24 protein-coding genes and 1 other annotated feature are annotated in these 22,301 nt (G+C 37.6%); of the genes, 11 read left to right on the top strand and 13 right to left on the bottom strand.

The genetic code is table 11. The annotated features are described in order from the left end of the window. Positions 1-10: 10 nt before the first annotated feature. From OZX58_RS08065 to OZX58_RS08030, 8 genes are all read right to left on the bottom strand, one after another. Positions 11-634, bottom strand: coding sequence for a helix-turn-helix transcriptional regulator (locus OZX58_RS08065; protein ID WP_277140959.1), 624 nt, complete (start codon positions 632-634; stop codon positions 11-13). Between the two features lie 159 nt (positions 635-793). Next, positions 794-1,285, bottom strand: coding sequence for an Asp23/Gls24 family envelope stress response protein (locus tag OZX58_RS08060; RefSeq protein ID WP_277140958.1), 492 nt, complete (start codon positions 1,283-1,285; stop codon positions 794-796). A 21-nt stretch (positions 1,286-1,306) separates the two neighbouring features. Then, the gene (locus OZX58_RS08055) at positions 1,307-1,486 is read right to left on the bottom strand and encodes a DUF2273 domain-containing protein (protein WP_277130070.1); all 180 of its coding nucleotides are present in this window, start codon (positions 1,484-1,486) and stop codon (positions 1,307-1,309) included. Positions 1,487-1,497: 11 nt separating this feature from the next. Further along, positions 1,498-2,052, bottom strand: coding sequence for an alkaline shock response membrane anchor protein AmaP (gene amaP, locus OZX58_RS08050; protein ID WP_277140957.1), 555 nt, complete (start codon positions 2,050-2,052; stop codon positions 1,498-1,500). Between the two features lie 148 nt (positions 2,053-2,200). Further along, positions 2,201-2,914, bottom strand: coding sequence for a glucosamine-6-phosphate deaminase (locus tag OZX58_RS08045; RefSeq protein ID WP_277140956.1), 714 nt, complete (start codon positions 2,912-2,914; stop codon positions 2,201-2,203). Positions 2,915-2,994: 80 nt separating this feature from the next. Beyond that, on the bottom strand, positions 2,995-3,267 hold the full coding sequence (locus OZX58_RS08040; protein WP_277140955.1) for a DUF2087 domain-containing protein: 273 nt from the start codon (positions 3,265-3,267) through the stop codon (positions 2,995-2,997). 83 nt (positions 3,268-3,350) lie between these two features. Next, on the bottom strand, positions 3,351-5,687 hold the full coding sequence (locus tag OZX58_RS08035; RefSeq protein WP_277140954.1) for an ABC transporter ATP-binding protein/permease: 2,337 nt from the start codon (positions 5,685-5,687) through the stop codon (positions 3,351-3,353). A 131-nt stretch (positions 5,688-5,818) separates the two neighbouring features. Further along, entirely contained in the window at positions 5,819-6,910 is a 1,092-nt protein-coding gene (locus OZX58_RS08030; RefSeq protein WP_277140953.1) for a YdcF family protein, read from the bottom strand. 83 nt (positions 6,911-6,993) lie between these two features. Between OZX58_RS08030 and OZX58_RS08025 the strand changes: the two genes are divergently transcribed. Then, entirely contained in the window at positions 6,994-7,695 is a 702-nt protein-coding gene (locus tag OZX58_RS08025; RefSeq protein WP_277141789.1) for a CPBP family intramembrane glutamic endopeptidase, read from the top strand. Here OZX58_RS08025 and OZX58_RS08020 read toward each other — a convergent pair. The 4 genes from OZX58_RS08020 to cbpB all read right to left on the bottom strand — a co-directional run bounded on the left by OZX58_RS08020 (position 7,659) and on the right by cbpB (position 12,279). Beyond that, positions 7,659-8,819 carry a cation:proton antiporter gene (locus OZX58_RS08020; protein WP_277140952.1) on the bottom strand — a complete coding sequence of 387 codons (1,161 nt, stop codon included), beginning with the start codon at positions 8,817-8,819 and terminating at the stop codon, positions 7,659-7,661. The two genes, OZX58_RS08025 and OZX58_RS08020, sit on opposite strands and share 37 nt — an antisense overlap. A gap of 41 nt (positions 8,820-8,860) precedes the next feature. Further along, positions 8,861-8,920, bottom strand: a sequence feature (sodium ion sensor (DUF1646 type); this cis-regulatory element may regulate processes involved in with the transportation of sodium ions). Positions 8,921-8,959: 39 nt separating this feature from the next. After that, positions 8,960-10,828, bottom strand: a complete 1,869-nt coding sequence (locus OZX58_RS08015; protein ID WP_277140951.1) for a heavy metal translocating P-type ATPase — start codon at positions 10,826-10,828, stop codon at positions 8,960-8,962. 137 nt (positions 10,829-10,965) lie between these two features. Beyond that, positions 10,966-11,532 (bottom strand): hypothetical protein, encoded by a 567-nt coding sequence (locus OZX58_RS08010; protein ID WP_277140950.1) that lies wholly within the window; start codon positions 11,530-11,532, stop codon positions 10,966-10,968. 270 nt (positions 11,533-11,802) lie between these two features. Then, a complete protein-coding gene (gene cbpB / locus OZX58_RS08005) occupies positions 11,803-12,279 on the bottom strand; it encodes a cyclic-di-AMP-binding protein CbpB (protein ID WP_277140949.1) in 477 nt (158 codons plus the stop codon). 539 nt (positions 12,280-12,818) lie between these two features. Between cbpB and OZX58_RS08000 the strand changes: the two genes are divergently transcribed. The 8 genes from OZX58_RS08000 (at position 12,819) to OZX58_RS07965 (ending at position 19,705) form a co-directional block, all read left to right on the top strand. After that, on the top strand, positions 12,819-13,142 hold the full coding sequence (locus OZX58_RS08000; RefSeq protein WP_277130093.1) for a hypothetical protein: 324 nt from the start codon (positions 12,819-12,821) through the stop codon (positions 13,140-13,142). Between the two features lie 115 nt (positions 13,143-13,257). Next, the gene (locus OZX58_RS07995) at positions 13,258-13,410 is read left to right on the top strand and encodes a teichoic acid D-Ala incorporation-associated protein DltX (protein WP_277130095.1); all 153 of its coding nucleotides are present in this window, start codon (positions 13,258-13,260) and stop codon (positions 13,408-13,410) included. Positions 13,411-13,425: 15 nt separating this feature from the next. Beyond that, positions 13,426-14,940: a D-alanine--poly(phosphoribitol) ligase subunit DltA gene (dltA, locus tag OZX58_RS07990; RefSeq protein ID WP_277140948.1), complete on the top strand. Its 1,515-nt coding sequence runs from the start codon at positions 13,426-13,428 to the stop codon at positions 14,938-14,940. Beyond that, a complete protein-coding gene (gene dltB, locus OZX58_RS07985; protein WP_277140947.1) occupies positions 14,940-16,172 on the top strand; it encodes a D-alanyl-lipoteichoic acid biosynthesis protein DltB in 1,233 nt (410 codons plus the stop codon). Before dltA ends, dltB begins: the two co-directional genes overlap by 1 nt. A 28-nt stretch (positions 16,173-16,200) precedes the next feature. Next, a complete protein-coding gene (dltC, locus tag OZX58_RS07980; protein ID WP_277130103.1) occupies positions 16,201-16,440 on the top strand; it encodes a D-alanine--poly(phosphoribitol) ligase subunit DltC in 240 nt (79 codons plus the stop codon). After that, positions 16,433-17,740 (top strand): D-alanyl-lipoteichoic acid biosynthesis protein DltD, encoded by a 1,308-nt coding sequence (dltD, locus tag OZX58_RS07975; RefSeq protein ID WP_277140946.1) that lies wholly within the window; start codon positions 16,433-16,435, stop codon positions 17,738-17,740. Before dltC ends, dltD begins: the two co-directional genes overlap by 8 nt. Continuing rightward, a complete protein-coding gene (locus tag OZX58_RS07970; protein WP_277140945.1) occupies positions 17,740-18,714 on the top strand; it encodes a serine hydrolase in 975 nt (324 codons plus the stop codon). Before dltD ends, OZX58_RS07970 begins: the two co-directional genes overlap by 1 nt. A 238-nt stretch (positions 18,715-18,952) precedes the next feature. Further along, a complete protein-coding gene (locus tag OZX58_RS07965; protein WP_277140944.1) occupies positions 18,953-19,705 on the top strand; it encodes a DUF975 family protein in 753 nt (250 codons plus the stop codon). Between the two features lie 45 nt (positions 19,706-19,750). Here OZX58_RS07965 and OZX58_RS07960 read toward each other — a convergent pair whose 3' ends face one another. After that, the gene (locus tag OZX58_RS07960; RefSeq protein ID WP_277130110.1) at positions 19,751-19,993 is read right to left on the bottom strand and encodes a hypothetical protein; all 243 of its coding nucleotides are present in this window, start codon (positions 19,991-19,993) and stop codon (positions 19,751-19,753) included. A 149-nt stretch (positions 19,994-20,142) separates the two neighbouring features. Here OZX58_RS07960 and OZX58_RS07955 point away from each other — a divergent pair, with 149 nt between their 5' ends. Then, positions 20,143-21,456, top strand: coding sequence for a PTS sugar transporter subunit IIC (locus OZX58_RS07955; RefSeq protein WP_277141787.1), 1,314 nt, complete (start codon positions 20,143-20,145; stop codon positions 21,454-21,456). Further along, a complete protein-coding gene (locus OZX58_RS07950) occupies positions 21,443-22,291 on the top strand; it encodes an alpha/beta hydrolase (RefSeq protein WP_277140943.1) in 849 nt (282 codons plus the stop codon). Before OZX58_RS07955 ends, OZX58_RS07950 begins: the two co-directional genes overlap by 14 nt. The last annotated feature ends 10 nt before the right edge of the window (positions 22,292-22,301 follow it).

The raw sequence follows: 22,301 nt of genomic DNA, 5'->3' as shown, positions 1-22,301 counted from the left end.
CTTCTAAATATTAATAATTGTGCTTTTTGTTGAATATGTAAGCAAACAACCAAAGTATCAGTATCTCCATAATTGCACCAATTATATCTATTAGATGGTCTGATTTGGGATCATGTAATAAGTTAGCACCTAATTGCATTAAAGGTATTATTATAAAAATAAGATATTCTAGCCAACCATGTTTTTTAAAGAATTGGTGATACTTTGATTCGATCCCTAAATTGTTTAAGTTATTAAAATCATTGATATGTCTAATAGCCTTTACTAAAGGAATTTGAATTAATATTAGCAGCAAGAAGAAGCCATGAAGTTTAATAACATCAAGCATCTTGGCTAAACAAACAATTAATATTATTGAATCGATCAACTCTAAATATTTTTTGATATTTTTTAATTCTTGGGCAACATTCTTTTTTTCTAAATATTCACGCATGCCTGAATCCTCCTTTAATAAGGTATCAAGAGAAATTTGGTAGTAGTCACTTAATTTAATTAGACTAGACATGTCAGGGTAAGTCTTTTCGTTTTCCCAACTAGAAATGGTCTGCCTGCTGACGAAGAAGTCTTCAGCAACTTCTTCTTGAGTTAAATGGCGCGTAATTCGCGCTTGCTTTAAGTGTTCACCAAATTTCATTTTTCTTTCCTCCATATTTGATAAATAAATTATGGTGAAATCATTTTGAAAGGGCAAGCAGAGAATTGTTGCACTATCATAATTGAATAGATATTTCCCGGGAAATAAAAATGGCAGTGAATTAGTTCACTGCCATTTTTATTTGAAAGGTAAGGAAAATTATTTTACTCTGTCTTTTTTGTCGTTGTCTTCTGTTTTATGGTTATCTTTTTGATTATCATGCTTGTCTTTAGTCGTTTTATTTGCGCCTGTTATCCGATCTTGCAGACTGACAGAATCTTTTTGATGTTGTTCCTGAGTTTTAATGTCAACAACAGTGACGTTAACTTCGACAGTATCAAGACCAGTCATTTCTTTGACTTTATTGTAAATTCTTTCTTTGATTTGGTCGTATAATTTAGTAATTTGTACGCCATATTCTGCAACAATATCAATATCAACGGCAACTTGTGTCTTGCCAACTTCGACGTTGACGCCGGTTGTAACGTCATTATTATTAACAATTTTATCAGTTAAATTGGAGAAGAAGCCGCCGTCGACAGTTAATAGTCCTTTGATGCCTGATAAGGCAATACCGATGATTTTTTGAATCACTTTAGAATCATATTTTAACTCGCCCTTAATTTCTTGATTTGAATTTGTTTGTGTCATATTAAAAATCTCCTTGATAAATTACTTGTTCATTAGCTTTTTTAGTAGCGGCCAAAAGTGTCCGGCTATTAAACCGCAAATTAGCATTACAATTACAAAAATTGTTTTAAAAAAGCCTAGCCACAAAAAGCAAAATGCTAAAAGCAGCCCAATTGTAGCGCCACTTATTTCTGGAAGGTGATTCTGCAAAATTTCTTTCATTTTAGCCTCCTTTACTGAACGCGCTTCTCGGGCACTTCGCCGTTATGGTAGTTAGTAAATTTAATTCTAATTTTGGGTTTCTGTTCAATTCCTAATAGTTGCTTGAGGTCGACTTTTACTTTTTGAAGGTAATCTTCAAGCAAATTAGCTACGTTTTCACCAGCTCCAAGATCACCACTGACCGTGATTTTGATATGACGTTTAGTCAATTTGGAATCAACTTTGGCATTGTTTAAGTAGGGGAGGTCATTTAACGAGCTCAAGATAAAGCCGTTGACGGCTTTACTGGTGACTTTTACTTGTCCACTTTGTTTAGGAATTAAATTAAAACTCCGTTGTGTTGGCCAAAAAAGCAAAATTAATAAGCTAATAATTAAACTAACAACCATAATGGCACTAACGGCAATTAAGTACCAAGTAAAGATGGGATTAAGCTTACCGATTGGTGGTAATTTTAGCTGTAAATATTTTTGCCAGAAGCCGCTATTTTGCCATAAAAGATAGGCTGGCAAAGGTAAAATGAGTATTAGGCATAAGATTGATAGCCATTTTTTGCTGCGTTTCAATCGATCACATCCTTTGTGTATATAAACTTATCATAAACCTTGATTATTTTGTTAGTTAATAATATGCACCAATAAGTATATTATTTTATTTTGATATAGATAAATACATAAAAAGCGCTGAATTAATTACAGCGCTTTTTAAAATGGGTTATTTAGTTAGTTCACTTGCAGCAGCTTGGTCAACAATCACGGTAACGTTAGGGTGTCGTTGCAAAACCGATGCGGGTACATCTTCTGTGACAGGACCCGAAATCATTGCCTTGATTGCTTTGGCTTTGCTGTCGCCAAAAGCCAGCAGTATGATTTTTTTGGCTGACATAATGTTAGCAATTCCCATGCAAATAGCAGATTTGGGAACATCATCAATATTAGCGAAAAACCGAGAATTTGCTTTGATTGTGTTAGCGGTCAATTTTACTTCATGAGTAATTGAATCAAATGGGGTTCCAGGTTCATTAAAAGCAATGTGACCGTTTTGACCAATTCCTAAAAGTTGGATGTCGATTGGGTTTTCGGCAATGATCTTGTTGTAATCAGCTGCAGCACCTTCTGGGTCATCAATAGCCTTAATGCCATCAGGAAGATAAGTCTTTTTAAATGGCTTTTTGTCAAAGAGATGTTTTTGCATGAAGTAGTGGTAACTTTGGTCGTTATCAGGAGTTAGGCCGACATATTCGTCCAAGTTGATACTGATTAAGTTACTGGTATCAAGGCTACTTGCTGTCAGTTCCTGGTATAAAGTTACTGGAGTAGAACCAGTAGCAAGACCGAGTACTTTAGCACCATTTGCAATTTCATCTTTAAAAATTTTGAAAGCTTCAACACTGCCTTGGATAGTGTCTTTTGTTGTAATTATTTTCATAGTTGCTCCTCCTATACTGATAAACTAATTATAAATTGGTATATGCCAATTCGTCAATCTAAAAAGGAACAAAAATTAATTTATTTTTCTGAATTAAGCCAATAACTACTGCCGTCATCTGTTCGCTCTAACAAATGTGCTTCAACCAAGTCACGTCTGCGAGTGACATAGTCGTCGACATATTTGCGAAGAATTAGATTGACGTCTGGTTCTGAATATTCATGATTAATTTCAAATTTGCTAGCCAGGTATTTCAAAATCAACTGGCGTTTATTGGCTTTTCCGGGCCAAGTTTTAACGAAACCATTTTGATCTAAATAGCGTTGCAGTTGTGCTTTTTCTTGTTCGTTCATTGTTTTCACCTGTTAGTTAAAATTGTCTAGCAAAAAAGCTCTGCTCAATGTTACACATGAAACAGAACTTTAAATTGCTAAAATTATTCACTTCTTAATGCAATTGCGGCGTCTTTCTTAGCTGCCATTCGTGCAGGGAGATGACCACCAAGTAAAGTCAAAATCGTTGAAATAATGATTAGGATTAATGCATGCATTGGGTTAAGCTGCGCTACATTTGTTAAGTCGGTGATGTTATAAAGGATGCTGTTAATTGGAATGGTCAGTAGGTAGGCAATCGCAATTCCCAAGACTCCTGAGAAAATTCCTAAAATAAATGTTTCGGCATCAAATACACGTGTAATATCCTTCTTACGGGCTCCTAAAGCCTTAAGAACACCAATTTCTTTAGTTCGCTCAAGAACAGAAGTGTAAGTTAAAATTCCGATCATAATCATTGAAGTGACTAGTGAAATTGCGGCAAAGGCAACAAGAACCGTGGTAATTCCGCTGAGCAGACCACCAGTCATTGAGGTAACGGCACTAGACATATCGGTATAAATAATCTTATTCTTCTTGCTCTTACCCTTATTCCACTTGTCGAGATAATCTAAAACCTTGTCTTTGGAATCAAAGTTATTTGGATAAATCATGATACCCATTGGCAAAGTAGAGCCACCGATGGTTTGCATCATTTGCTTCTTTTCAGTTGAGCTCATGTTTTGTCCAGTCATCACGTTTTGGTTAGATTTCTTTTGGGCCTTAACAATGGCAGAATTTTCATTTGCTTTGATGATGTCTTGGGTTAACTGGTCGCTGTAGGTAATTCCGGGAGAAAGCAGGGACAGTGAGTCTTTGTTTTTCGGCCGGATAATTCCGACAACCCGCAATGTTGTTTTACTCTTGTTGTACATTGAAGCGTCAGCTTTTTGCGGAATGAACATTCCTGTTGGCAACTTTTGGTAGTAATCATCGTTGTTAATAATTTTGTACTTTTTGCCAATCAGCTTCTTAAATGGCAATTTGTCGCCATTTTTAATTTTGAAGCCCAAGTTCTTAAAGACATTGATGTTGACGGTGTCTTTATTGTCGGTTACTAGGATTAGGTCAGTTGCCTTCTTTGGCCAAGAACCATTAAGTAATTGGTAATTGTCCTTCAAGAATGAGGTCTTACCAGATTTAAGAGTTGTTGGGAAGACTGCAGAGCCGAAGCCGCTGCTTTCCTGAACTTCTGCCAAGGCAGTTTCTTGTGCGCTGGTGGCGCTAGTGGCAATCGTAGAGAACTTAACGCGTTTGATTTTACTACCGTCTTTGGCTAATAAATTCAAATTAACGCCGCGTTGGTAAGAAATATTATTGGCGTAGTCTGGATTTATTTTTTTGACGTAGTCAATATATTGGGGCGTGATCTTGTTTTGGTGTGTGGACGATTGCAGTTCACTTTCTTTGGCAGTAATATAGCCGCGGTTCTTGACGTTTTTATCAGAATCGTCGTCTTTAGTGCTTGAGGCATTAGTTGCCGTTTGACTAATTGAAACAGGATATTTAGCCAGCGCCTTGCTCATTGTAGTGTCGATTTGCTTTTGAAAACCATTTGACAGCGCCAAAACAATTGCGATTGAAATGATACCGATACTTGAAGCAAAGGCGGTCAATGTAGTCCGGCCTTTTTTGGTCATAATATTGGTAAAACTCAATTTAATTGCGTTCCAATAAGACATTTTGGTGCGTTTAAGCTTGAAAGTGTCCTGCTCATCTTTAGGCTCATAAGGATCAGAGTCGTCAAGAATCTTACCGTCTTGGAAATTAACAATTCTGGAAGCATATTCTTTAGCTAGTTCTGGGTTGTGGGTAACCATGATAACTAGCCGGTCTTTAGAAACGCGCTTAATTAACTGCATGATTTGCTCAGAAGTTTCGGTATCGAGAGCTCCAGTCGGCTCGTCACAGAGCAAAATATCGGGATCGTTGGCTAAGGCCCGGGCAATTGCTACACGTTGCATTTGCCCGCCGGATAATTGGTTAGGCTTCTTATTAATATGTTCCTTCAGACCAACTTCTGTTAAAGCCTCAATTGCCCGCTTGTGGCGTTCGTTAGTTGGCACACCTGATAAATTCATGCCCAGTTCAACGTTGGCAATAATTGATAAGTGTGAGATTAAATTATAATTTTGAAAAACGAACCCAACAGAGTTGTTCCGGTATGCATCCCAGTCTGTTTCTTTAAAATTCTTGGTTGACTTGCCGTTGATAATCAGGTCACCGGAGTCATAACGGTCAAGTCCGCCGATGACGTTCAACATGGTTGTTTTACCAGAACCACTTGGACCTAAAATGGCGACAAATTCTTGATCGCGAAATGAAATCGAAACATCGTCAAGTGCATGTGTGACAGTATCACCTACATGGTAGGATTTACGTAAATCTTTTAATTGCAGCATACTACTATCCTTTTCTTAAATAAAGTAATAATAAAAACTAGTGTAACATTGATAAAAAAATGAATCTAGGCTAAAAGCTTAGGGTTAATATATATATTAAAAATAATCAGTAATAAATATTACTCGTCAATTTAAATTTTAACAAGTCCCATGGCAGTAAGAAGTGCTAGTAGAATAAACACTGCTAAAATTAACGCGATCATAATCAAGTGTCGCTTTTTATTCATTACTAGTATCCCGGCAAATTCACGGACAATGGCATTAGGCAAGAAGTAAAATCTAGTGTATGAGCCCACGCCGTTGGCATTTAGTCCTGCAGCCCGAGCAAAAAGAGAAGCACGAAAAATATGGTAATTGTTACTGAAAAATTTAGCCCGATAATCGTTACTGCCATAATCCTTAGCCGCTACTTTGGCTGAAAAGAGCATGTTCTGATAGGTGTTTTTGGATTTGTCCTCACAGAGAATGTTGCTTGGCGCAATTCCACGGGCAAGGGCATATTCTTTCATTGCCTGAGCTTCAGAAATTTTTTCATCTTTGCCTTGGCCACCAGACATAATCAGTTTGGGCATTTTGTGTCCCTTGGCGACTTGCTTTTGTGCAAATTGAATAGCTCGGTTAATGCGACTGGCAAGCAGTGGGCTAACTGTTTCGCCATTATATAATCCCGCGCCTAAAACAATGAGATAGTCTTGGTTATATTGCCGTGGTACCAGCTGATAAAGGGCTAGATTAACTAGAAAATTGTAAGCAACCAGTAGGAGATACAATACAACGGCAGGTGTGGCATATAGCAAGGCTTTTAGCCAATCCGGCGCGGCTTTAAATGGTCCTAGCAGAACAACTCCCCAAACGATAATTAAGGCAAGACCAATAAAAAGGGTTAGCAGATTAGGCAAGGTGTGGCTTTCACGCTGCCAAACAAAGTAAGCATTCCATAAAAAGAAAAGCCAAGAAAAGGCGGCCATTAAAACAATGACGGTTACCAAAAGTGCCAGCACAACAATATAAATATTAATTAGAATTTGTAAATTAGTTGCGAGGATTAGCACGGTAAACCAAATTCCAAGCATTAAAATGAAGATGGTAAATAAAATACCATTAAAGAGCCGCCGTGGTTCTTTAAGCCATGCTGTTAAAAAGACAATCAATGTGAATAACAATAAAATTGTTAGGTAGGTAAATGGCTGATTTGAACTGAAAATTTGAAAAAAGTGCATCATATTTCTCCATTTTAGATTTTATGAGTTAAATCTATTATAATGAATACATTTAGAAAAGTCATAGAGAATAAAGGCTGATGATTATGAAAAAATTGTTTAATTGGTTGGGCAATATTGCCGGTATTATTTTGGCATTTGCCAGTTATCAAATCTTGGAGTGCTTTTACTTTTTACCATACCAATTAGAAAAAATGTTGCATATTAATTATGCAATACTCATTGTTTTGACAGTAGTTGCAACTGTTTTGGTAGTGGCTTTTATTTTTTATTTGTACCAAAGTCAGTTGAAAACAGCGAATGAGTGGCAGTTTAATCAGTCGCCGCATTGGGATGTTCGGCGTCTGTTAATTATGTTAGTAGGCCTAATTTTAATTGTGGTGTGCGCGTATTCATTACAAATTTTATTAGGAATGACGAAAAGTACGTCAGCTAATCAGGCGACGCTAGACAAAATTTCACTGCAAGCAGGAGGATTATTCATCCCGATGGTTTGCATAATTGCGCCAATTTGTGAGGAAACAATTTTTCGGGGTCTGTTTTTCAATACCTTTTTTATGAAAGAAACTAGGATAAATAAGTGGTTGGGAATTGTTTGCAGCGGCTTTGTCTTTGCCTACATGCACGACCCGAGCATTACCAAATTTATTATTATTTATTGGGTCTTGGGCTGCATTTTAGCCTGGGTTTACATGACAACTAAGGATTTGCGGTATTCGATTCTAACGCATATGTTGTATAACTCGCTGCCTTATCTGTTAAACAGTGTTTCACTTTTAATGAAGTGATTTAAAATAAATGGCGATAAAATTGTAGTGATAACAACTGCGATAATTAGGCTGGAATAAATATTCTGCGGAAACAGATGGCTGCTTTGACCAAGCTGGGCAACAATTAAGGCTACTTCACCCCGGGAAATCATACCTGCGCCTACAATATTGCCTTCATTTTTATTGAAACCAAAAAGTTCACTGCTGTATTTTCCCGCCCAAAATTTAGAAATAATTGCCAAAATAGTTAGCACACAGATGAAGCCTAAGTCCTGCTTAAAACTGCTAAAGGTGATTGCTAAGCCAATATTGGCGAAAAAGACAGGAATAAAAACGGCGTAACCAATGGTATCAATAGAGTGTTCGATTTTTTGGTGTTGTGGAGTTTGTCTAAGAGCAAGGCCGCCAAAGAAAGCACCGATAACATCTGATAACCCCACATAATTAGCGCTCCAAGCTAGGGTTAAAACAAGAATTAGTGCGGCAATGTCGCTTGCATGATTAACTGTCATCTTGCTTGCAAGCTGCATTAATTTTGGTGTCAGTCGATAGATTAGCCAGATAAAGCCAAAGTAGCCAATTTCCAAGGCAAAATTTAAGAAAAGATTAGTAGTCGGACCGCTGTTTTTTCCTGAATGACTGAATGCTGTGAAAATGCTAAGCACAATTACGGCTAAGATATCGTCGACAATGGCAGCACCCAGAATTGCTGTTCCAGCGCGGCTGTGCAACTGACCTTGTTCTTGCAAGACGACTACAGAAATCGAGACACTAGTTGCAGAAAAAACAATGCCAATAAAAATTGCTTCCAGTATCGACATGCCGAATAAATAGCTAGCCAGTCCAATAAATGTAATCGGCAAAATTACGCCAATTGCAGCAATGGTAAAACTTAGTTTGAAATATTTTTTAAGCAGGCCAAGATCACTTTCTAATCCAGCTAAGAACATTAATAAAATTATCCCGAATTGTGAAAAAAGACTGATTAAATCACTTGGCTTGACCCAGTTAAGTAGGGCGGGTCCAAGTAAAATTCCCGAAATCAGCTGTCCGATAACTGTTGGCATCTTTAACCGTGTAAATATTTGTCCGAGGATGATTGAACTAAATAAGATTAAAATTAATTCTCCCAAAAAAGTCATAGTATCCCTTTCTTTAGAATAAACAAAAAAACTTTCAAGCAGCTCTTTGACCCAAAAGAGCAAATCTTGAAAGTTTTTATTTTGGTAATAAAACTCCAACCACTAAAAGTATTTAATTAAACAAGAGTGTAACTTAAAATTTATTTATCTGCAACTAAACCTGTTTGTTTAGGATTTTTCGGTTTGGTTTTGGCCAGCAATGCCAAACTAATAGAAATCATGTCGACGCATTCCTGCAGGATAGCTCCCCAGAATGCAGGTATTACACCTGTGAAGGCGATTAATTCAATAATGATAACAATACTGATGGCCGTCAAAACATCAACGTTTGCTACTTTCATTGTATGTTTAGAAATGGCAACAGCATCGTTAACTTTAGATAAATCGTTGACCATAATAACTGCATCGGCACTTTCGCTAGCAGCTGATGCACCTTTAGCACCCATGGCAATACCGACATCGGCAGCGGTTAGACTAGGGGCATCATTAACACCATCACCGGTCATTACAACTGGGCGATTTTCTTCTGGGACCTCTTTGATTGCCTGGATTTTTTGTGCTGGCAAAAGCTCAGAGCGAATGTCATCAACACCTACTTCATTACCGATCTTATCGGCAACATCTTGATGGTCACCGGTTAACATCATGATATGTTCACCGCCTTGCCGCTTTAAGCGGGCAACTGTTGCGGCACTTTCTGGTCGTAACTGATCCTTGAAAGTAATGTAGCCAGCATATTGGTTATCAATTGAAACATAAACAGCAGTAGAGTTAACAGCGTTAATTTTTTCATTAGGGGCAACATAACTTAATTTACCGACTTTAATGTTGTGCTTTTCAACTTCGCCGCTGATTCCTTCACCGGTTGTTTCTTTAATATTAGTAGCAGGCTTCAAAAGCCGCTTGTTTGTGACGTCAACCAAAGAATTAGCAATAATATGACTTGATTGTTGTTCGACACTAGCAGCATAGCTTTGAAGAGTTTCCTTATCAAGTTTGCTATCGGGAGAAGGAACGATTGCGTCAATAACCAATTGGTTTTCTGTTAAAGTACCAGTTTTGTCGAAGGCAAAAGTCTTAGCCGTAGCCAATTTTTCGAGAGTTGGACCTGACTTAACAATAATATGATTCTTGGACATTGAACTCATGCCGGAAACTAGGGCAACTGGCGCCGCGATTAATAATGGACAAGGAGAGGCAACAACCATAACTTCGGCGAAGTTAACCGGATTGCCCGAATGAACCCAAGCTGCAATTCCAATAATTAAGGAGATAACAGTAAATGGCACGGCATAACGATCTGCCATTTTAACAAATTTTGCTGGTTGGGCCTGTGAAGATTTAACTAAGGAGACGATTGTTTGGTATTCGGAATCGCTGGCCTTTTTGGTAACAATCATTTCGACAGCGTCACTACCATTGATTGATCCTGACATTAGTTCGTCTCCGGGCTGTTTATCAACCGGAACAGATTCACCAGTTAATGAAGATTGGTCAAAACTGGATGTTCCTTTGATTACCTTGCCGTCAACAGGAACTTGTTCACCGGGTTTAATTAAAACGTGATCATCAAGTTTTAACTGGTCAACATCAATCGAAACAAGTTTGTCATTGACAATTTTATTAGCAATACTTGGGGAATTACTTAATAGGGAACGTAGTTCCTTATCTGCTTGACCAGTGGCATAATCTTCAAGGGTTTCACCACCAGTCATCATCACTAAAATCATCCATTCGGCCCATTGGTCACCAATTAAAATGGTTGAAACAACTGCAATTACAGCGAGAATATCGACACCATAACGACCAGTCTGGAAGTCATTAACAATTTCCTTTAATAAGAAAATTGCCATCATGATCCCAATAATATCGATTAAAATTGTTTGAATAGGAAATTGTAAAGTACCGATCTGAAATAAACTTTTTGTTTTTAAAACGAATTGGCAGATAAGACCAATTACACCAGCAACAAGTACAAGGATAAATTTCCATTGTCGTTTTAAATTCATTAATATAATCCTCCACTAATAAAATGTTTGTATGAGCTTTATTCTAACACTAATTAAAACGTCACTATAGCTAGTCAAAGATTTAAAAAATATTTCCCGGGAAATAAAAAAGCAAGAGTAGTTATCTCTTGCCTAATCTAATAGTCACTTAATCTGATAATTTTATTACTTTGCTGCTTTTTATTAGTAGATTTTGAAGCACAATGAACATGCGTCTCTTGGGTGCACTGGGATATTTGAGAAGTAGATTTTAAGTATCCTAATTTTGCCCGTCTGATTGCATCAATTACGTCGAGTGAAGACATCGTAATATAATCAGAATTATCACCGTAATCATTTGTTTCGGCAAAATAATGATTAATTTTTTTAACGCCTTCAGCTGAAAAATGTTCCTGCTTAGCCAAATCCAGCAAAAGGGCATGGAGTCTAGTAGCTGAAACTACTTCATGTTGCAACATTTCAAAAATTAAGGAAGAATTAACATCAAGTGACTTTAACCGCCGGGCAATTCTATCTTTATAAAAGGCATTGATGATTCGTAAAATTTCATCAAAGTTATCGGAAGTATTGTTTAATCTCTTAAGCTTGAAAATTAATGCTTCTCTTTCCTGTACTGATAATTCAGCGCCGCGAGGATATGAATTTTCCCTAATAATTGCATTGATTAAACTAGTTAGGTTGTTTGTGTCCGTTTTATTTGGCATCGTAAACATCATCCTATTCTGTTTTTACACTAGTTGTTATTTAATTAGTGATCTTTTCTCTTTCACCGATCAAATGCAACTTATTATATCTAAAAATAACAGTTATATATTATTAATCAATTAACAGAAAATTAATTAAAACGGCTTATACACGGCAAAAATACAAATTTATCTTGCTTAAATTTATTATAGTACAATTTATTAAAAAGTGAATATAAAAAGTAAATATCCTTAAAATAATTTGAATTATTTTAAGGATATTAGTTAGAATTAGCAATTTATTTTTGGAGTTACAGTATATTTTTCATCGAAATTGTGAACAATGTAATTAAATGCTTTGATCCATTTGCGCCTTGTTAAGAGACCTTGAAAAACGTCATGATCGTCAATAACGGGCAAGAATGCATTATCAACTAATAAATGCAGCTGCACTTCTAGAGTAGTTTGTGTAAAGTTGATTTTGTCAAAATCCGTTTGCATTACGTCGCGAACTTTTAATTCTGATAGTGGCTCAAGCGATATTTCATCGGTCCTCATCATTTTATCGGTAATCATTGCTAAACTGAGAAGACCAACAACGTGATTCTGACTATCTAAAACAGGAATTTTAGAATATTTGACTCGTGTTAAAATTAAAAACGCATGGTAGAGCGGATTATCATCTAAAACAAAGGCAACTCTTGATGCAGGAATAAGAAATGCACCAGATTTTTCTTGAATTAAATGCTTGATTGCGGGTGAGAACATAAATAGGCCTTTCGTCTATATAAGGGAAAAGGCTCGCAAATTGCGAGCCTGTTAGTTTTCATCTACTTTGAAGGAGTAAGAATGAATGAAATAAAAAAGTGGGAGTATGTAACAGGCTTTCTTACTTGCTTGCTACAGTTTAAATAATAAACATAAATTATGAAGTTAGCGTGGCAAAAATCTTATGAAATAGTAAAGAATTCCTTTAGAACTTTTAAAGGCAAAAGAAAAACTCACGCAACACACGTGAGTCGAAAGGGATAGATATGAAATTGACTTATAAGTCATTTCGGTTTGTTCATTATTTATACTTGGAGGAGTATGAATGAAAAACAAAAAAGTTGAGTTGTAATATACGAGGCTTTTAATCCTTGTTTATTACTCTTTTAGTATAACTGGTAAATATGAAAAAAGTGTGACGAATTTAAAAAATAGAACATTTTTTTAATTATTAAAAAATTGTTTGCCAGCTTGATGCTTGTTATAATTAGACTGATTTTGATGTTAGATTACTGCCTGATAGGCAATTAAGGAAAGAAATGGAACAAAAGAATTATCATAAAAAAATCATTTTTTGGTTACGCTTTGCGGGGTGGTTATGCTTACTGCCGGCTTCAGCGTGGCTTTACCTCTGGCAGCTTGCCAGTAATTTTGGCCTGGGAAGTTATACCGGCCTAATTTTAGCAGAATTAATTATTACTGTTGTGTTTGCGATATTTCTTTTAACAACTGCAAACAGCGCAAAATGGGGAAAATTGCGCAATATGGTATTTTTACTGGTATTTGCTCTGATATTTATTTCGTTAATCATCCTGATTCCACTGTGTTTTGCTTACCGAAACTGCCGCAAGTTGAATGAGTGATCGGTATACGGCGAAAAATATTTAAATTTAGTAAAATCTACTAGGCTAAGATGGGGCTGACTGCCAAATGTAGTAATATGGTTGTTAGTATATTTATTGTTATTGAGGGAGATATATGGATAAAAAAGAGAAAATTGATTCTCGGGGCAAACGAATAGGGAAGTTTGTTCTGACAACAATTATTTACTGCGCTATTTTGCTAGCGTTAATCTATTTGTATCAATATAGCGGCCTTACTTCGGTTCACTTTATTTACGACGAATTTTAAGGTGGTGTTACTAATATGATTAAAGACATAATTAAGAAAATTGACGAGATTGCAGCAGCTGATCCAGACCGGATTGCTTATGATTATCTCGGTCAAACTAATACCTATGGCGATCTGATGCGGCGCTCTAATGCGTGGGCACACAAAATTGCGAGTATGAATATCCCAGAACATAGTCCAATTATGATCTGGGGCGGACAAACATTTGAAATGGTTGCCAGCTTTTTAGGCTGTGTTAAGTCAGGACATGCTTATATTCCAATTGCCAGTTATTCTAATGCGGAACGATTAGTGATGATTCAGGAAGTATCAGAAGCGCAAGTTGTCTTGGCAATTGATGATTTGCCGATAATTGATCTAGCTCAATTACAAGTTATTCATCCAAGTGATGTTGAAGATGGCGAGTTTACTATTGATCCAGCTAACTTTGTTGAAGGTGATGATAATTTCTACATTATCTTTACTTCTGGAACCAGTGGTAAACCAAAGGGAGTTCAAATTAGTCATGATAACTTGTTGAGCTTTGTTAATTGGGAAATGAATGACTTTGCGTTGCCTGAACATCCAAGCTTTTTGGTTCAAGCACCATACTCATTCGATCTTTCTGTCATGAGTCTGTATCCAGCACTTGTTGGTGCAGGTAAACTGGTTGTCTTGCCGCATGATGTAACCCAAAACTTTGCCCAATTATTTATGACAATGCCTAAATTGCAATTTAACGTTTGGGTATCAACGCCTTCGTTTGCACAAATGTGTTTCTTAGACAAGACATTTGATGGCGCGCACCATCCAGATTTAACGCACTTCCTATTTTGCGGCGAGGAATTGCCACATACTGAAGTAGCAATGTTGCGCAAAAAGTTTCCGAATAGTAAAATTTTCAACACTTATGGTCCAACTGAAGCAACAGTTGCCGTTACGCAAGTTGAAATTACTGACGATGTGCTAGCTAAGTATGATCGTTTGCCAATTGGTAAGGTTAAGGAAGATACGCGGATTACGATTGATAAGTCTAAGGGCGATGAACCAGATGAAGGCGAGATTGTCATCGAAGGGCCGAGTGTTTCCAAGGGATATATGAATAATCCTGAAAAAACGGCTAAGGGTTTCTTCAAGGATCCTGCTGATAAGTACATGAGTCACCGTTCTGGAGATGAAGGTTTCTTTGATGGGGATATGCTGTTTTACCGTGGCCGAATTGATTTTCAAATTAAGTTCAACGGCTATAGAATTGAGCTTGAAGAAATTAACCATTATCTTGGCAAAAATAAGTTCGTTGACCACGGTGTTGCTGCACCAAAATACAATAAGGATCACACGGTTAAGCAGATTGTTGCCGAAATCGAGTTAAAAGATGGCGTTAAAGAGCAATATTCAGAAGCAGAAATCACCAAGGCAATTAGAGATGATTTAGCTGCTGGCTTAATGCCATATATGATTCCCCAACGTTTTGTTTACCGGGAAAAATTGCCGGTTTCACAAAATGGTAAGGTAGACATTAAAGCTGTAATTAAGGAGGTTAATGAGTAGTGAACTTCATTAACTTACAGCCTTATGGGAATCCGCAGTATTTTATTTATTTGATTATTGGTTTATTACCGATGATTGTCAGCTTGTATTATGGTCACCGACTGAAAACTTATGAGGTTATCTTCTCGTTAGTTTTTCTGTTCCTGATTTTTGATGGTACTAAGTGGCAACAAGGTGTTAGCCTACTGATTTATCTAGTGTTTGAATTACTGCTGACTTATGGTTATTTGCATTATCGCAAGGTTGGCAAAAATAAGACGTGGGTCTTTTATTTAGCGGTAATTCTGGCAATTGTTCCACTGGCACTAGTGAAAATTCAAACGGCATTTCCGAAGGCTAAAATTCCCGGTGTGCTTGCATTCTTAGGTATTTCTTATATTACCTTTAAGACCGTACAAGTCATTATGGAAATTCGCGATGGTGCAATTAAAGAAGTCAAGTTTGGGACATACCTGCGTTTTCTATTGTTCTTCCCGACGATTTCGTCAGGTCCAATTGATCGTTACCGCAGGTTTGCTAAAGAATGTGATATCGCACCAAAGCGTGAGCAATATGTCGATGATTTAGCACATGCTGTCTGCTATTTGTTCCAAGGGTTCCTTTACAAGTTTGTTTTAGGCTGGTTTTTCGGGACGTATTGGCTGCCGATTATCAGTAAATCGGCATTAATTGCCGGTAATGCTGCTGGTGGGTTAAAGCTTTCCTGGTGGCTAGTTGCTTATATGTACTGCTACAGTATGTACTTGTTCTTTGACTTTGCCGGGTACTCATTGTTTGCTGTAGCGATTTCCTACTTTATGGGAATTCATACACCAATGAACTTTAATAAGCCGTTTATTTCGCAAAATATCAAGGAATTCTGGAATCGCTGGCACATGACGCTGTCGTTCTGGTTCCGTGATTACATTTATATGCGGTTTACCTTCTTTGCAATGAAGAAGAAGCTGTTTAAAAATCGCATTAGACTGTCACAAGTGTCATACTTCCTATTATTCTTAATTATGGGCTTTTGGCACGGCTTAACGTGGTACTACATTGTTTATGGTGCATTCCACGCAACGGCAATTATTATTAACGATTATTGGATTAGATTTAAAAAGAAACATAAAGGACAAATTCCGTCGAACAAATTTACAAAATGGTTTGCAATTTTTCTAACATTTAACGTTGTTTGTTTTAGTTTCTTGATTTTCTCCGGCTTCCTTAGTCAATTATGGTTTGGCTGGAAGTAACGGATAGTTTTATTTAAGGGGTATAAAAATGGATACTACAAAAGAAGTTTTAGCAATTTTACAAGATTTAACTGGTGAAGATTTGTCAGACAGAATGGACGAAGACATTTTTTCTAATGGCTTGATGGATTCAATGGCCAGCGTGCAAATGCTGCTCAGTCTGCAAGAAAAGTTTGATATTGATGTTCCTGTTTCAGAATTTGATAGAACTGAATGGGATACGCCAGCTAAGATTGTGGCAAAGGTGGAAAATTTAGAAAATGAATAACAAACGCCGACTGTGGCAGATTTTTGGCCCGGTTCTCTGCGCTATAATCTTGCTTTTGGTGATTTTGTTACTGCCATGGGAACGAACTTTTTCAAAAGGTTCGATTTATCAGGCAGCTAATTCACAGACGACAACCATTTTTAAAGGCTCGCGAATGAAGCAAAATGCCTTTGATGAGGGTTATGTGCCCTTTTACGGTTCAAGTGAATTGTCGCGAATGGACCCGCTGCACCCAAGTGTTTTAGCTGAAAAGTATCACCGTAATTACCGGCCGTTTCTGCTTGGTGGACCTGGTAGTCAATCTTTGGCCCAATTTTTAGGGATGCAGGGAACAGCGGAGCAATTAAAGAATAAGAAGGCGGTGGTGATTATCTCGCCGCAGTGGTTTACGAAAAAGGGTCAGGACCCGAATGCGTTTACCTTGTATTATTCACCGCTGCAGGCTTGCAATTTCTTATTGGGAGTAAAGAAAAATACCGTTGCCAATCGGTATGCGGCTAAACGATTCTTGCAGATGCCGGAAGTAAAAGGCGAAATTAAGTCGGGGATGCGTAAGGTTGCTCAAGGTCAGCAATTAAGCGGAACCCAGCGGTTTATTTTGGAAAATCAACGTCGAATGCTAAATACGGAAGACAAGTTCTTCAGTACATTCCAACTGCGTGATCGCATCCAAAAAATTAACGAACGTGCTAAATTGTTGCCTGACCAATATTCAGTTGCTGGACTTGAACGAGTTGCTGATGAGCAAGCAGCAGCACATACTAATTCCAATCCGTTTGGGATTAATAACAGCTTCTTTAGAGCACGTTTAGATAAGAAGAATTTGCGTAAGCTGAAGAACAGTCAACGTAAATTTGATTATACTAAATCAGCTGAATACAGCGATTTTGAATTAATGCTGCAGCAGTTTGCTAAACAACATACCAACGTGTTGTTTATCATACCGCCGATTAATCATAAGTGGTCAAGCTATACTGGTCTATCGCAAAAGATGTACCAGAAGTCAGTGTCGAAGATTAAGTACCAACTTGCTAGTCAAGGTTTTGCTAATGTTGAAGATTTATCAAAACGCGGCGGGCAAAAGTACTTTATGGAAGATACGATTCACCTTGGGTGGCGCGGCTGGGTTGCAGTCGATCAAGCAGTTCAGCCGTTCATGGCGAAAGCTAACTTGCCTTATAACTATAATATTCACAACTATTTTTACACCAAAAAATGGCAAAACAAGCCATATGCGATTAGTGTAACGAATAGAACGCCTCTAGATACAAGTCAGAAGGAAAGTTTAAAAGACAATTAGTGCGCCAGAAAATTGATGCTCTGGGAATAAAAGGCTCTGTTTTAGTAATTAAAAATGGTAAAACTTTGCTGGACTATGCTACAGAAAACACGACTGACACTAGTTATTTAATTAATTCTGTCCAAAAGTCGATGACCGCGGCAATGGTAATGCACGAAGTGCAAAAGGGTAACTTAAGTTTACACGATCATCTTAGTAAGTTTTATCCGGAAATTCCGGGAGCCAAAAAGATAACAATCAAAAATCTGCTGTCAATGACAGCTGGTCTTGACCTGCGGCCTGGAGCCAAGCTGGGACAAAAACATTTTGTCTCTGATAACAGTAATATCAATCATGATGCTGCTAAAACAATGTTTACCGCGGATATGTTAGGTAAATGGCATTATAGCTCACTTAACTATATTTATTTATGCGGTATTATGACGCAGATTACTGGCAAGAGTTATGAGCAATTGTTCCGGGAAAGCTACATTAAGCCGCTGCAGTTAAAGCATACGGCATTCTTGTGGTCAAAGTCAGAAAAAATTATTACTAGTGGTTTGGTACCAGGGATGGTTTATCGCGATGGGCGCTACCTTGTGGTTAAGCACAAAACAGCTTTGCGCGATGCCCGTAATGAGCTTGGTGCTGGGTCTGTTGTAATGTCAAACGAAGATATTGCTAAAGTAATGCATTATATTTTGGCTGGGAACATTTTAACAAACAAGAGTCGGAAACTGTTGTATGCGGCTGGACCGCCAGTATATTATAATGGCGGGCTGTATAATAATGTTAAGTACAATCTTAAAACTGCTAATGGTGCTGGTGAGGGCTATTATACCTTTGTGCGCAGCACCGATAATGGCAAAACGATGATGATTATTCAGTCTAACCGAACTAATAGTGGTCAGTTTGCCATTTTGAAAGCAGGAATCAATCAAATCATGGCACAGTTGATTGGTTTGAAGTCTGGTAGTGAAAATATAACAGGTTAAACCTTGTCTTTTGCCAGATTGCATGCTAAAATCTTGTTGTGTCGTTATAGGAAAGTATTCATTTTCTCCGGTAGCGAAAATGCTAGCTTCTATATGTGGTCAGTAATAGCGACACAAAACTGTGTGAGCTTAGTTCTAATGTTGGTGGAACTAGGCTTTTTTGATACCTAAAATTAATTATGCTGACTTGCTAATGAATAGTGTATAATGTGCTTATATTAATAAAAGGAGCACAATTATGACCAGAGCAGAATTAAAAGCAGAGGCAAAAAAGAAATTGCATGGTAATTGGCGCTGGGCGGTTGCCATAGTCTTGATTATCTCGCTGATTAACGTAATTGCTTCTAGTCCCAGTTATATGCAATTTGCTGTGCGGGGTAATCTTGCGGGACTGGATTATAAGTTTCAAATGCATTGGCTGTTAGAAATTTGTTTATCAATTTTTATTGGCTTTTTTGCATTAAGTTATGCCGTAACTTTTTTAAATTTATGTGATGGTCGTAGGGAAAATGCTGTTAAGTCAGCTTTTTCAGCCTTTTATGATAATCTTTTTATCCCAGAATTCTTAAATTATCTGCTGCAAAATATTTTTGAGCTTTTGTGGGGCTTATTGCTGATTATCCCCGGTCTAATTAAGAGCTATTCTTACGCAATGACGCCGTATATTGTTAAGGACATGGTGGATAGCGGTCAACATGTTAGCTTTACTACTGGTATCACTGCTAGTAAACGGTTGATGGCAGGACACAAGTGGGAATTATTTGTTCTTGATTTAAGTTTTATGGGTTGGTATGTGCTTCTTTGTGGAATAGGAATTTTGCTAGGTGTTGTTTTTTCTTTTTTGGTTAAGGCAACAGGACTTTTTCAAATTTTTGCTAGTACAGTAACAGTTGGCTTGTGTGTTAGCCTTGGCTTGTTAGTGTTGGCGCCGTATGTTCAAACAACTAGGGCAGAATTTTACCGTAATTTGGCGGGTAATCAATTTAAATAATAAAAAAGCAGGAGGTAAACTCCTGCTTTTTTAGATATTCAATTTTTAAAATCTGTTTAAGTCGTCGATGCTATTTTGGAATAAGTGTTCAGAATATTTAGTACTTGCTCCACTGACGCCGTCGATTTCTTGTAAAGCTTCCTTAACTTGGCTGGCACTAAGATGATTAACAAGAAAAGACTCCAGCGCCTTATTGGTCAATTCATTAATATCAGATTCGTTAATATCAAGATATTTTTCTACCAATTTTTCTGTTTTTTCGTTTAACTCAATTCTCTTTTTACTCATTTTTTCACCTTTCACAATCACGTTTATTATAGCATTTTTTAAAATTAACTGTTAAAAAACCATATATTGGCTGAAGCTGGTAAACTTAGAATGGATAGATATTTAAATGCTAGTTTATTCTGGTTAGTATAAAAGTAAAGGCGTAAATGATGATTGATTTTTCTGCAAAAATTGTGGCATGGCTGCGGGAGCGTTCCTTTTTCCAAGCAGCACAAAAAACGTTGGTAATGTTAATGCCGATCGCTGTTTTGGGCTCATATTTTCAACTGCTGTTTGATCTTGTATTTTCGCCGAATGGATTAATTTACAATATTTTTGGTTTGGACAAAATTTTAATAGATCATTTATGGTATGCCGGATCTTTTGTAACTCGCGGCATGGTGCAGATAACTTTTGGCGTCTTTGGGGTTTATGCCGCTTATTTTATGGCCCGTTATACTGCGCAAATTTATCATCGGGATTCAACAATGTCTGGATTAGCTGCCGTGTTAGTTATTTTGTTTTGCTCGTATGCTTCAAGCAGCGGGCGAGATAACCGCATGCCGTTTACGACTGGCTTATTGCAAGTGGACGGTGTTTTTATTGCGCTAATTGTTGGCTACTGTGTGGGCCAAGTGTTTCATCTTTTAGGTAGACAGTGTTTATCTGTTAAAAGTGAAAATACCGCGGGAATTCGGCACCGGGCATGGATAAGTATGCTGCCAATGGCTGTGTCATTGATGTTAGGTATTGTTTTTGGTGTCATTATTTATGAACTGCAGCTAAAAACGTTAAATTCTGCTAGCTTTAATGAACTTATCAGCCGGGTGCAAACAACTAATAATTTGGCTGAGGTCATGCTGCTATCGGTAGTAATTACGCTGTTAAGCTGGCTGGGCATTGGCTATCCGCTGCGTTCGATTTCGGGGACGATTAATAATGCTTATACGGCAGAGAATCTGACCTACGCGCTTCATCATGGCAATTCATGGAATGTGCCGTATAAGTTCTTGGGCAGCTCACTGATTAATAGCTATGGGGCGATGGGGGGTGCCAGTATTGTGCTGGCAATTATTGTGGTCATTCTCCTTAGACGGAAAAATCGTGAGATTGAAACACTGGCCTTGTTTAGTTTGCTGCCAGCAGCGTTTAGCTCTACATTGGGTTTTGCCATCGGCATGCCGCTGATTCTAAATCCGTTATTTATTTTGCCGGAAGTACTATTGCCGCTGATTAATATGCTACTTGCAGCGGGTGCAATTAGCCTCCATATTTTGCCAGTGTGCGTTTATCCAATTTTGAAGGGCACACCAGGGATTTTGATTCCGTTTTTTGGAACCAACGGTGATTGGGTCGCGTTAATTTTCCCAATAATTTTATTTATATTGGATGTCTGTCTATTGCTTCCAGTAATTAAGATTGGTGAAAAAATCGAGCGGCAGCTAAATCTTGAGCAGGAAGGTGCGATTAATGCGCAAAAATAAGAATCTTAAATGGTTACTCTTATTGGTAGTCATCTTAATTTTACTGGCGATTCCAGGATATAGCTGGATGAAAAAGTCCAACAATGCCCGCGCCGAGCGGAGTAAGTCGTTATTGTCACCGGTTATTATGGTGCCGGGATCAAGTGCGACGACTGAACGGTTTAACCAGCTAATTGACCAGTTGAATAAAACAACGCTGCATCGTCATAGTGTCCTAAAAGTTAACGTTTCACGTCAAGGAAAATTGTCCTACAGCGGTTCAATTAATAAAAATGACTTGGAGCCCTTCATTATTATTGGCTTTGATAATAACAAGGACGGTTACGCTAATATTAAAAAGCAAACAAAATGGCTGGACATCGCCTTTGACTCGTTAATGAGCAATTATAAGTTCAACAATTTTAAGGCGTTTGGTCATTCTAATGGTGGGTTAATTTGGACTTACTGGTTGGAACATTATTATGCTGATTATTCCGGTGAGACAAAGATGAGCTGCTTAATGACTTTGGGGACGCCATATAATTTTACGGAAAACAACATTGATAATCACACGCAAATGCTGGCTGATTTTATTAAGAGTCGGTCAAAATTACCTAAGAACTTGCGGGTGTATTCATTATCCGGCGGCAAAAATTATGAGTCTGACGGGATTGTTCCTGAATCGAGTGTTGCGGCCGCTAAGTTTATTTTTCAAAATCAGGTTAAATCTTATACAGCGATGACGGTGACGGGTAAAGAAGCTGACCATTCGGATTTGCCCCAGAATAAGCAGGTTGTTCAACTAATTAGACAATACTTGTTAAAGACAGAACGCCAGCCAAGACCAAATAAGTAAAGGAGAATGA

Source organism: Lactobacillus sp. ESL0680 (assembly GCF_029392855.1).
In the GTDB taxonomy this organism is placed as follows: Bacteria; Bacillota; Bacilli; order Lactobacillales; family Lactobacillaceae; genus Lactobacillus.
The sequence above is the reverse complement of the archived record's forward strand: the minus strand, read 5'-3'. Positions and strand labels throughout refer to the sequence as shown.